This window comes from uncultured Bacteroides sp. (assembly GCF_947632445.1).
Lineage (GTDB): Bacteria > Bacteroidota > Bacteroidia > Bacteroidales > Bacteroidaceae > Bacteroides.
In genome coordinates this window covers 74,673-86,671 of record NZ_CANRPM010000005.1, presented here as the reverse complement: position 1 = coordinate 86,671, position 11,999 = coordinate 74,673, and the positions used below count along the sequence as shown (strand labels likewise).

Sequence of the window (11,999 nt, the reverse complement as noted above, 5' to 3'; positions counted from 1 at the left end):
TGAAAACAGAATACAGATATAAGAGGAAACTTACAACTGAATCCTGTTTCCATTTACACAAAATTGTGAACAGTGTCGAGAATAATTTCCCGTACTTTATTCCGGAGTTGAGCTCGTCTAAGAATTGATTCCACTCTGCACTTACATATGGTGTAGTTATATAATTAACTTCGCTGGCATAGACAATCATAAAACTACATTTGTTCACTATGCGACGAATGAGATAACCATAATAATCTGTTCCAATCTCCCTTAATACGGGATCTGCAAGAAATGGTTTATATCCATTTTCTAATAGAAAGCTGTATACCTCAAATGCTTTTTTGTAATCTTGACTTTTGCTCGAAATAAACACATTGAACCCCTCTTCTTCGATTTGCTTGTTAAGGCGTTCAATAATGATATTAATTCTATTTGCTTTCTCTTTTACATTTGTTAGTATTTCTATCAATCCACTTGAATAGTGATGGATTATGTTCTGTAATATTTCTGTTCCATTGAAAACAAATATAGTATTATTGAGTTTCTTTTCATATACCGAAAAAATTATTGCTAATTCATCATCACACTCTTTTATTTTTTTTCGGAGCGATTGGCAACGTCTTTTCAATTTCACTGATTTCATTTGTAAGTTGTTTTATTCTTTCTTTTTTTTCTTTAATTTCTTTGATTAAAAGATTAATAAGCATATTTATTTGTGAAGCCACACATCCATACTGTGATTGAAACTTGTTGAAATTCTTAATCTTTTTTAAGATCACCAATTAGTTCTTTACATAACAATATAGATTTTCGTCAAGTCCTAATATATCTATTTTCTAACAGTTCTATCATAGTCTAAATTATATAAAAACGTCTTCAAAAACGTTCTGTTTTACTTTTTTTCTTTTAAGTAATTGAATATTAGACGATAATTTGTATCTATACGTGATCCAAGACTCTCATCTCTTTCGTTTTCCCGAATAGATTCTTCTAATAGGAGTATCTCTTCCTTTAATCTATCTTGATTTTGGATTAGCCATGTTTTATCACTTTCCAACGATTTATATTTTCTTTTCTCCCCGTCAATATGATGATAGTCTTCTAAAAAAGACGTAACGATACTAATAGGAGTAAAATAGGAATCTAATTCTGTTGTTGTTGAAATGGAATAGAGTTTATATTTCAGATCTTTATTAGATATTAATATCAATGCCGGTAATTTATATTGTCCAATAGAATAATGCTTACATACTTCATTCGATATATAAACATGAGTTCTAATGGCTTCTGGGGACAATCTGTATTCTTTTACATGAACAAATGGACGTGGTAACCCCTCTTCATATGCAATATATGCTATTTCCTCACCCGTTAATCGATCAATACTGGTTTGATTTCGAATAATAAAGTCATCTAGCTCTCTATCTTTTGTGTCACTGCTTGGAAGAAAAAGCATCAGGTATTCGTAATGAGAATTTTGAAACCATTCTAATATTTTTGGGAAGTGTAATTTGGTCGCAAGCATACTATATATTTTTATTGTTAACGAGAGTCTGATAAAAATATTATATCTCATTTTAGCTCTCAATAAAAATTAGGCCCCAAGTTACAGCCTTTAAAGTATCAAGTCTTTATTAAATCCTCAATCTTTCGTTCAAATCCTTGTACCGTTCCAGTATGTCCAATGCCTTTTGATTGAGCGGCATGCGCACTGTATTGGCGTGTTCCAGCCTAGTATTCTGCGGGATCAATTGTCAGATAGAACGGGTCGCCATAGACGGGAAACTTGCAGCCGTACAGCTTATAAAGGTCGCTGTCCGTGTATTTCATCTTCTTGCATCAGTGCAGAAACATACAATACATATTCATCGTATTGACAAGGGTCGTGCTCGAGATTTCTCTGTATCTGCACTTCCTGCGGGGGTTGAACTGTTCATAGAACAGAGGATGCTCTTCACGCAGCAGATGTTCATTGACAAGATACTCCCGGAAATCGTTCATATCCTCCAAGGTCAGACGTTCGGCAAAGAGCGTAAAGCCCGTCTCACCGTCTATCTCGCGGCGGTATGCCTGATAGCGGATAATCTTGCGCTCGAAATCCAGAATGATCGCCTGTGTGCGGGCTGCGCCTTCGTGCGTTTCCCTGTACTCGTGTATGCGGGAAACCATAGAAAGATGCCTGCGTTCGTAAGCCCGTGCGGGTTGCAGCGCATCCTCGATGGTCTGGCGCAGCCAATCGCCGTTGGCTCTGCCTGCATCGAAACTTCGGTTTATCTCGGCGATGACGGCCGCTATCTGCTGCGGAATCCGCTTCTGCTCGGCGGCAGGAACCGCCGTCGTGCGCCGGTAGCTGAGGGTGTCCATATCCCAATATCTGTCATGGACTGTAAGAGACGAAACGACCTTTATGTCCACACTCCTCTCTGACCCGGAAGCAGATGTTCGAGGTCTCGGCGGAACACTTTTTCAGATAGACGGTAACTTTCATCGGCGACGATTTTTCGATTACACTGCAAAGGTAAACAAATTCCCGTATATGTTTCCATATATCCCGAAAAAAGTTGAAAAGGATTAAAACAAATCAGGGGAACATTCCCGAATGTGATACCACATAAAGAACACTATATCAATGAATATATTTGCATTTGATTGGCTTTTGTTTTCATTCCCGACTTCCCGTACCAAATATCATAACATATATTGCAGTTCCACGTTTCTTGATAAATTGGGGATCAAAGGTGGAATTGCGGTCACGGGGTGTAGACACTGTCACTTCACCTATGGAAGTCTGGATTTGTTTCTGCATCTTACCATTGCGACGATTGCCTCTCAAGCGTTTCTCATCATTAAGATGAGCATCCATTTCACCTTCCAATCGGCATTAAGAATACTTTCAAGCAAGGGGGGGGGGAGCAAATGCACTATCCTTGCCCAACAAAGGCTTACCGGCTTTCAATTGTTCAGTAGCCTTGTTCTTGATACTTTCAAAATCAAATGCACTCATATAAAAACTGTGTTAGCAAAGTTAATAATATTTTTCTATGCTGACACAGTTTAAATTACGTACTTTATAGAACAATTCTATAACTTTGCTTTCGGTGATCATGACGATTATTGTTTGTAAGCTTTTATAAGTCAGCACTATAAAGATACAAAAAAATTCGCAATCACCAATTTTCAACTACTTATAATTCATCGAACTCACGTTCATTATTAAATGAAAAGAGCCACACCAATCTTTTTTAGAAAAATGATGCAACTCCTTTGATTAATCTTTTATTTCCCAATACTCAATTATTTCTTTCTTTTTAACACAACGGCTGTACGCGCGGGGATATATAATTTCATCCATTCTTTCTTTTCTTTCTTATAGAGAGGGTCAGGAATGGTGAAATGCTTCACAGAGTCATCGGCAAATCCGTAACCTCCATAAGCGGGATCATCGGTGTTGAGAATAACTTCGTAACAACCTGCGGGCATCAGGAAACCGTAATCTGTAAACGATTGTTTTGGATTGAAATTGAACACAAATACCAAATCTTTGCGCATATAGGCAAGTATTTGGTCACCGTCATTATGCCAAATTTCCTGTACAGGAGTATCCTGGAAGTTTTTAATGCTCTTAATGACTTTCAGCATGGCAGCGTCGAAATCGCCTAAGTAGTGGTAGGCCAAGTTATGATTATCCACTAAATCCCATTGACGGCGGGCATACTTGCACGACCATCCGTTGCCTTCGCGTGGAAAATCAATCCATTCGGGATGTCCGAATTCATTGCCCATGAAATTAAGGTAGCCTCCGTTGATGGTGGTGGCTGTCAGCAGGCGGATCATCTTGTGCAAGGCTATACCACGTTTTACGGTATAGTTTTCGTCACCTTTCTGCATGTGCCAGTACATGTCTGCGTCTATCAAGCGGAAAATAATGGTCTTGTCACCCACCAATGCCTGATCGTGGCTTTCTGCATAAGAAATGGTTTTCTCGTCAGCACGGCGATTGGTTACTTCCCAGAACAAGCTTGACGGTTTCCAATCTTCATCAATCTTTTCTTTAATAGTCTTAATCCAATAATCGGGGATATTCATAGCCATACGGTAGTCAAAGCCATATCCGCCGTCTTCATATTTGGCGGCCAGGCCAGGCATACCCGACACTTCCTCAGCTATAGTAATGGCTTTGGGATTTACTTGATGGATCAGTCGATTAGCCAAGGTCAGATAACAGATGGCATTGTCATCTTGGTGGCCATTGAAGTAGTCGTTATAGTTGCAGAATGCTTCTCCCAGTCCGTGACTGTAGTAGAGCATGGAGGTCACACCGTCGAAGCGGAAACCGTCGATGTGGTATTCTTCCATCCAGTATTTGCAGTTGGAGAGTAGAAAGTGTATGACTTCGTTCTTGCCATAGTCGAAGCAGAGCGAGTCCCATGCTGGATGTTCGTGGCGGTCACCAGGATAGAAATATTGGTTGGGGTCGCCGGCAAAATTACCCAAGCCTTCTACTTCATTCTTCACGGCATGTGAATGCACAATGTCCATAATGACTGCGATGCCCATATTGTGGGCTGTGTCAATTAATTCTTTCAGTTCGTCGGGAGTGCCGAAGCGTGACGAAGCGGCAAAGAAGCTGGATACGTGGTAGCCGAAGCTGCCATAGTAAGGGTGCTCTTGGATAGCCATGATTTGGATACAGTTGTAGCCGTCCGTAACCACACGAGGCAGAACTTTCTCTTGAAATTCTTTATAGGAGCCTACTTTTTCTTCTTGTTGCGCCATGCCAATGTGGCATTCATAGATCAGCAATGGAGCGGTTACTGTCTTGAAAGCGCGTTTTTTCATTATGTATGGCTTTTCGGGGTTCCATACTTGGGCACTGAATATCTTAGTCTCACCGTCTTGTACGACGCGGGTGCTCCATGCAGGAATACGTTCGCCGCATCCGCCTTCCCAGTACACTTTCAGTTTGTATAGGTCGCCGTGTTTCAGTATGTCGGTTGGGAGTTTCAGTTCCCACTTGCCGTTGTCTTTACGTTCTAAGCTGAATTTTTTCTCTTCTTTCCAATCGTTGAAAGTTCCAATCAAAAAAATCTGGGTAGCGTTGGGAGCCCATTCGCGGAAAACCCAGCCGCTTTCAGTACGGTGTAAACCGAAGTAAAGGTAGCCGGATGCAAAGTCAGAGAGTGTTTTTTCCCCATTGTTTGTTAGCTCGGCTTCCTTGCTTATCGCATACTGATGACGTCCGTTGATGGCATCGGCGTAAGGCTTCAGCCAGGGATCGTTTTTTATGAGATTAAGTGTTTCCATAACGAATGAGTTTTATTGGTTCGATTTAAGCTTTTACTTTTATGATAATTTTCTTCACACCATCGGGAGTGATGCCAGGAGCGTGTCCGTCCTGAGGAAAGAAAATGGCAAACATGCCGGGTTTTACATCAATGTAGCTTTCGGCCAGTCCCTCGAAGAAGGTGATGTCTTTTTCCGCATTGTAAGGGGCATCGGCAGGTTGGCAATTGCAGGCGGGGGTGTAGCCCATGATTTCGGTTCCTGATACGGGGATTTGAATGTCGATAAAGTCCCTGTGAGTTTCGAGGCGTGCCTGTTCTTTGGTCTTGGGTTTAGTCTCCGTCACGTTTACAAGCAAGTCCTTGCCTTTCAGTTCCGTTTTGCCAAGCTCAAGAGTTTTCAAGTCGTGCGATTTCAAGAATTCAACGGCTTGTGCGAATAGAGGGTTCAGTGACACATACTTTTCTATGTTTTCCAGTTTGTCTATTACCATAATTCAAATGTTTTAGTTAGTTATAATCAATTTTATTCGAAATCATCTATTGTGTAGTTTACGAAGTCTGCAAAGCGTTTCATCTGACGGAAGATATCTGTTGTACGATTTAGAAAATCTGGAACCAGAAAGAAATCGTCGGGCAACGGGCAATTAACGGTATATTCTTTACATTGCAGGTATTTCAGGTAGGGAAAATCCTTGGGAAAACCTTTTGGGGCCGTTTTTAGGAACGTTTCGCCAATGACGGGGAAGTAACGGCTGAAAGCGGGGTCTTCCACAATACTTCGGAATTCGTCGATATTGTCATATACGGCTTGGCGCAAGGCTTTTAGCAGGGCAGGAGGGGGACAATAGCTTCCTCCAGCCAGTAGACAGTTACCAGGTTGTAAATGAAGGTAGTATCCGCAGTGGTCTGATTTTTTCCCTTTAGCGTTGATATAGCCTCCCATGTGTATTTTGTAGGGCGTTTTGTCTTGGCTGAAGCGTGTATCGCGATAGATGCGAAAAGTACAATCTTTGGCTTCGATATCACGGATCGTTTCGTCGAACGTCGAAATGTGTGCGATAACAGCCGTTAGGAGATTTTCAAATTCCCGATGGGCCGATTCGTATGCGTCGCGATGGGCGTTGAACCAGTCGCGGTTGTTGTTGGCGGCCAGGTCTTTCAAATATCGGAATATAACAGGAATGTCCATATTCTGTCTCTTTTTATCAATGTGACAAACTTACGAATAATATTTCTAAAATGCCAAATAATGGTATAAAAAGCATTGTTTTTTAGGGGAAAAACCGATGCTCTTAAAACATTCATTAAATTAACAGACGCCTTTGCTACATCAGAAACGGTGTGCCGGCATTTCTTTTGCCTTCCTACAGCGTGAATTTCAGTATCTTTGCGCTGTATCCTTTGACGGTTATGTCAGTGGACTTGTAGGGTAGCAGACAGGCGATTTCTTCTGCTCCAGTGAGCAAATCAACGGCTTGGTAGCGTTCAATCTGTGGCATTTGTAAGTAACTGAAGGCATGAGAAGGGATGTTGATAGCCATGTCGGCGGTAGCGGAGTCGAAGTTGGCAACGATAAGCAGTATTTCGTTGTCGTATTTGCGGAGGAAGGCATACTGGCGGTGTTCGTTGAAGCGCCAGCCGCCAATGTTGGCATACATCAGGTCGAAGAATAGACCGTGGGCGATGGCTTCTTCCTGGCGGCAGAGGGTGAGGATGCGCTGGTAGATGTCGTGTAGGCGTTGTTCTTCGTTGGTCAGCATGCGGCCGTCGAACTTGCCGTTGTCGCGCCAACGGCGGATGGTACCTACACTCCAGTAGTCGAAGATGGTGGTACGCCCATCGCGTCCGCTGAAACCTTCGTGGTCCATGCCGGGTTCACCGAGCTCTTGTCCGAAGTAGATCATCATGGGGTTGGTGTTCATGCAGGCCGATACAACTAAGGCGGGGATGGCTTTCCAAGGATTTCCGGCAAAGAAGTCGGAGGCGATGCGTTGTTCGTCGTGGTTTTCCAAGAAGTTGAGCATGCGTTGTTCGATGCCGCCCAGACTCTGCCAACAGCGGGTGATGGCGGTAGCCGATTCGTTGCCGCAGACGATGGCACGGAGTGTGTCGTAAAGACCTACCTTATCGTACAGGTAGTCGAAGTGGCCGCGATCCAAGTAGTTGCGGTATTCGTAGGGATTGTAGACTTCAGCAATGAAGAGCAGGTGGGGATGCTTTTCCTTTACTTGTGGGATGGCCCATTCCCAAAATTCGACGGGCACCATTTCGACCATATCGCAGCGGAAGCCGTCAATGTCTTTTCCTGCCCAAAAGAGTAGAATGTCCAGCATCTTTTCCCACGTGTCAGGGGTGGGGTCGAAGTGTCGGGTGCCACCGTTTTGATAGTCCACGCCGTAATTCAGCTTCGTCGTTTCGTACCAATCGTCAATCGTGGGACAGGCATCGAATCGGTTATTGCCTGTAGCCTTGGCGGGATATTCATGGTAAGGTTCAGCGGCGCTTCCCTGCATGTCGAATTGGCCTCGGAGTTCGCTTTGCGGGATGTAGTAGAAATTGTTGTAAGGGCTGAAGGCGTAGGACGGGTTATCGTTGGCGCCAAGCTGCGAGGTGCCGTCGGGCTGGGTGTCGGAGTGGTATTGGCGCGCCACGTGGTTGGGTATGAAGTCAATGAGGACTTTCAGGTTAGCACGGTGAGTGCGCTGCACCAGGTTTTCGAATTCCTTCATACGTTCAGGTACGTCCTTGGCCAAATCGGGGTCTACGTCATAATAATCCTTGATGGCGTAAGGCGATCCGGCCTTGCCCTTGACGACGGCGGGATGGTCGGGGCGGATATTGTAGCGGCGGTAGTCAGTTTGTGTGGCGTGCTCGATGATGCCCGTGTACCAGACGTGGGTGACGCCCAGTCGCTTAATTTCGGCTAAGGCCTTGCCTGTGAAGTCGGCTATTTTGCCACACCCGTTTTGGGTTAGGCTTCCACCATGGATACAGTGGTTATTGTTGTTTCCGAAGAGTCGGGTGAGTACTTGGTAGATGATGAATTTGTTGTCAATGTCGTTCATGATTCTTATGTTATTACTGATAGGTTGTTAATCGGGTTATTATTTCTCTTCCGTCTTCTAAAGCTTCCTTTTTCCTTCAACAGGTGGGTGCTGGCCTCCTTTGCCGTTTCTTAGCTCCATGTATGAAGATCGCAGGACGATGCTGACAATGTTCATCTTGTATTTGAGTGTCAGCAGGGTCGACATGGCACTCAGATGGGCGAAATTCTCGATGAAGTCTCCGTTCAAGGTGAAGTTTGCCGGGTATTTATAGGTGAAGTAGTTGTTGGCAGTCGCTCCCATAAACATATTTTTATCGGGTACGAAGTTAGTGATTTTCTCAAAAGAAGAAAGAAAGTTGAGCAGAAAAACGCATTCAGTAGGATTTCCGAGGATTCGGGATGGGTAATTGATACTTTTGGCAAACGGAACGCTCCCCTTTCCTGTTCGTAAAGCAGCGCTTTTGTAGGCAGCCTGCGGTGCGGAAGGGGAGCGTTTCAGAAGGAGAGAGTTTTTCGGACTCTTTACTTACGAGCCATAGCTTGGAGCACTTTATAGCCGCCCAGCCATTGGAGTAACATGCCCGGCACGCCGATGCGGAAATCTTGTGCTGCCATGTGGAAGTTGCCGCAGAGTAGCCACTCGAAGCCAGTGCCGATAACTTGGTAGGCCAGTACGGTAGCAAGCAGGCCTCCGAACAACACCTTGTCTTTTGCTCGACGGGCTACCGCCGAGGCGATCACAGCCAGCAGGGTAGACTTGATGAGTATGGCGGGCAGGACGGCGGCGGCAGGCATGGCAAAGAGCAGGTGGTTGATCACCGGTGACAGGATGGCTGTCAGCAGTCCTACGCGCAGGCCGAATTTATAGGCGGCCACGAGTGTGAAGAAATAAATGGGCAGCAGCGTGAGTCCTCCCAGCGGCATGAGATGACAAAGCTGTGGCAAAATGATATTGCCTGCTACGAAGAGCAGGGTAAACAAATAAGTCTTTACGTTAGTGAACGAAAGAGAATAAAGTTTGGCAGATGTATTCATAATTATAGTTTTGTATTTTTATGGGTTATACAATCAGTTCATAATTGCGGGTACCGATTCCGATGGCTTCGGCATGTTCCAGTCCGGCCTGCCAGTTGGTGTTGGGATGGATGAGGTGGAACTTGTCGTAGCCGCAGAGATCGTTGTGTTCATGCTTATTGCCTAACACATTGTTGCTGTGAAGCACTGGTGTTTGGTTCACCAAGTCGGCACAGGCTTGGTCGAGGGCAACGGGGTCAGTTGAGGCCAGAATGCCCAAGTCAGGGATGATGGCGGCATCATTGTGGTTCCAACAGTCGCACTCAGGTGACACGTTCATCACAAAGCTGACGTGGAAGTTGGGCTTGTCCTTCAGAACGGCCTTGGTGTATTCGGCAATCTTGTAGTTCAAGTTCTCCGATGTGTCCCAATTACCTACAACAGCACCTTCGTGCTGGCATAGGGCGACGCACTGTCCGCAGCCTACGCACTTTGTGTAGTTTATCTCAGCCTTACGGGCAGTGTTCAGGTGAACGGCATCATGGGCGCAATGCTTCACACAGATATTACAGCCGATGCAGTTGTCCGTGTCAATCTTCGGTTGGGCGGAGGCGTGTAGCTCCAGTTTGCCGGGGACGGCAGCGGATCCCATGCCCAAGTTCTTCAGTGTACCACCGAAGCCCGTCTGTTCGTGGCCCTTGAAGTGAGTCATGCTGATGACGATGGCCGCGTCGGCGATGGCCGTTCCTATCTTGGGTGCCTTGCAGTATTGTCCGTCGATGGGTATCTCGCGGAAATCGGTGCCCTTCAATCCGTCGGCGATGATGACTTGACATTGGGCAGAAATGGGGTTAAAGCCGTTCTCCATCGCACTTTCCAAGTGATCTACGGCGTTAGCACGCCGGCCGGAATAGAGCGTGTTACAGTCGGTCAGGAATGGTTTGGCACCGTAACTGCGCAGCAGGTTGGCCATGCGTGCAGCGTAGTTAGGACGAATGTAAGCCAGGTTGCCTGGTTCGCCGAAGTGTATCTTGATGGCCACGAAGCTGTTCTTCAGTGGCAACTGGGTGATGCCTGCCTTCTTCACCAGACGTTCCATCTTGTCGAGCAGGTTGGAGGTGGGCGAAGTGCGCAGGTCTGTGAAGTAAACTTTTGCTTGTTCCATGTCGTATTACCTATTTTTGATTACATCTGTGGCAAATTTAGTGGAAAATATCCATATAGATTAGGTATTCGTAGCTAAAAAATTAATTATTGTCCCTCATTCTGTAATCAAGGTATCGACGGCTGTAATCGGGGTATGGGAGCGGCTACTGGTTTAATAGAAAGGGTTAGAGATGCCTTTCATTTCGCTTATGTACTGTCGTTCATCGGTTTTTTAATTGAATTTATAGACTCTAATTGGCAGGACCATAGCTCCTTATTAGTATGTAGAAAGTATTTGGGGCGAACGTCGTGGCAACCTGCTGTGATTTATTTCTGAGCTTATAACCTGGGATTTTAATTTTATCCTTTATATTCTTGATTGAGATAGTATAGAGTTTGGATTATACGATTCCGTGTGCATTGACTGTGCTGTCAATCTTCTTGATCAGGCCCTGCAATACAGAACCGGGTCCGCATTCAGTGAAATCAGTCGCACCGTCAGCAATCATGTTCTTGACAGACTGTGTCCAGCGTACAGAAGCTGTAAGTTGGGCCATGAGATTCTTCTTGATTTCTACCGGATCGGTGTGGGGCAGGGCGTCTACGTTTTGGTAAACGGGGCACTTCGGAGTATGGAAGTTGGTGGCGTTGATAGCTGCTTCCAGTTCCACTTTGGCGGGATTCATCAGCGGAGAGTGGAAAGCACCACCCACTTTCAGGGGCAAAGCACGTTTGGCACCGGCAGCCTTCATCAGCTCACAGGCCTTGTTGATGCCTTCGATGGAGCCGGAGATAACAACCTGTCCCGGGCAGTTGAAGTTGGCAGCTACGCAGACTTCACCTTCCTTGCTTACCTGTTCGCAGATTTCCTCAACCTTTTCGTCTGGAAGGGCGATGATGGCAGCCATCGTGGAGGGTTGTGCCTCGCAGGCTTTCTGCATGGCCATGGCACGTGCATACACCAGTTTCAGACCGTCTTCGAAGCTCAGGGCACCGGCCGCAACCAAAGCAGAGAATTCGCCGAGAGAGTGTCCTGAAGTCATTTCAGGCTTGAAGTCGTCGCCCATGTGGAGGGCGGAAATAACAGAGTGGAGAAATACGGCAGGTTGTGTCACCTTGGTCTGACGGAGATCCTCGTCCGTACCGTTAAATATAATATCAGTAATGCGATATCCGAGGATATCATTAGCTTTTTCAAACAAATCTTTGGCCAGTGTCGAATTCTCGTACAAGTCTTTGCCCATTCCTACGAACTGGGCGCCTTGGCCCGGAAATACAAATGCTTTCATCTTTCTAATAATTTGGTTTGTAAAAAATAAGCTTTTGTTTCTAAAAAGCGCTGCAAAGGTAGGCCTTTTTCTGCTAACCGCCACACAAAATCGTTCTTTTTGAGTAATCGGGAGCGTTTTCTTCTTTGGAATACAATAAGATGTTCTTTCTGACTACATCTTTTCCTCACCGAAAACCTTGATAACGGACACATTGCGCCTTGATGCGGATGTTGTGGCCTACGACTATCATTTCCT

The 11,999-nt window shown here is 45.2% G+C and carries 11 protein-coding genes and 1 pseudogene; all 12 read right to left on the bottom strand.

From position 1 onward, the window contains the following. Window positions 1-625: hypothetical protein (locus Q0Z70_RS02145; RefSeq protein WP_298072186.1), on the bottom strand; the 625-nt coding region annotated here is incomplete at its 3' end. Between the two features lie 249 nt (window positions 626-874). Beyond that, window positions 875-1,507 carry a hypothetical protein gene (locus Q0Z70_RS02140; RefSeq protein WP_298072184.1) on the bottom strand — a complete coding sequence of 211 codons (633 nt, stop codon included), beginning with the start codon at window positions 1,505-1,507 and terminating at the stop codon, window positions 875-877. 314 nt (window positions 1,508-1,821) lie between these two features. Continuing rightward, window positions 1,822-2,397, bottom strand: coding sequence for a hypothetical protein (locus Q0Z70_RS02135; RefSeq protein WP_298072182.1), 576 nt, complete (start codon window positions 2,395-2,397; stop codon window positions 1,822-1,824). 295 nt (window positions 2,398-2,692) lie between these two features. Beyond that, window positions 2,693-2,986 (bottom strand): annotated as a pseudogene (locus Q0Z70_RS02130) (transposase); the annotation flags it as partial. 290 nt (window positions 2,987-3,276) lie between these two features. Further along, a complete protein-coding gene (locus Q0Z70_RS02125; RefSeq protein ID WP_298072180.1) occupies window positions 3,277-5,286 on the bottom strand; it encodes an alpha amylase C-terminal domain-containing protein in 2,010 nt (669 codons plus the stop codon). A gap of 25 nt (window positions 5,287-5,311) precedes the next feature. Next, window positions 5,312-5,758: a YhcH/YjgK/YiaL family protein gene (locus tag Q0Z70_RS02120; RefSeq protein ID WP_298072178.1), complete on the bottom strand. Its 447-nt coding sequence runs from the start codon at window positions 5,756-5,758 to the stop codon at window positions 5,312-5,314. 32 nt (window positions 5,759-5,790) lie between these two features. After that, entirely contained in the window at window positions 5,791-6,456 is a 666-nt protein-coding gene (locus Q0Z70_RS02115) for a DUF2461 domain-containing protein (RefSeq protein ID WP_298072176.1), read from the bottom strand. A gap of 175 nt (window positions 6,457-6,631) precedes the next feature. Beyond that, complete coding sequence (locus tag Q0Z70_RS02110) at window positions 6,632-8,332, bottom strand: alpha-amylase family glycosyl hydrolase (RefSeq protein WP_298072174.1); 1,701 nt, start codon at window positions 8,330-8,332, stop codon at window positions 6,632-6,634. 57 nt (window positions 8,333-8,389) lie between these two features. Continuing rightward, window positions 8,390-8,614, bottom strand: a complete 225-nt coding sequence (locus Q0Z70_RS02105; RefSeq protein ID WP_298072173.1) for a hypothetical protein — start codon at window positions 8,612-8,614, stop codon at window positions 8,390-8,392. Window positions 8,615-8,835: 221 nt separating this feature from the next. After that, window positions 8,836-9,348: an ECF transporter S component gene (locus Q0Z70_RS02100; RefSeq protein ID WP_298072171.1), complete on the bottom strand. Its 513-nt coding sequence runs from the start codon at window positions 9,346-9,348 to the stop codon at window positions 8,836-8,838. A 25-nt stretch (window positions 9,349-9,373) separates the two neighbouring features. Continuing rightward, window positions 9,374-10,492, bottom strand: coding sequence for a DUF362 domain-containing protein (locus tag Q0Z70_RS02095; RefSeq protein ID WP_298072169.1), 1,119 nt, complete (start codon window positions 10,490-10,492; stop codon window positions 9,374-9,376). A gap of 382 nt (window positions 10,493-10,874) precedes the next feature. Beyond that, a complete protein-coding gene (fabD, locus tag Q0Z70_RS02090; RefSeq protein WP_298072167.1) occupies window positions 10,875-11,762 on the bottom strand; it encodes an ACP S-malonyltransferase in 888 nt (295 codons plus the stop codon). Between the last annotated feature and the right edge of the window lie 237 nt (window positions 11,763-11,999).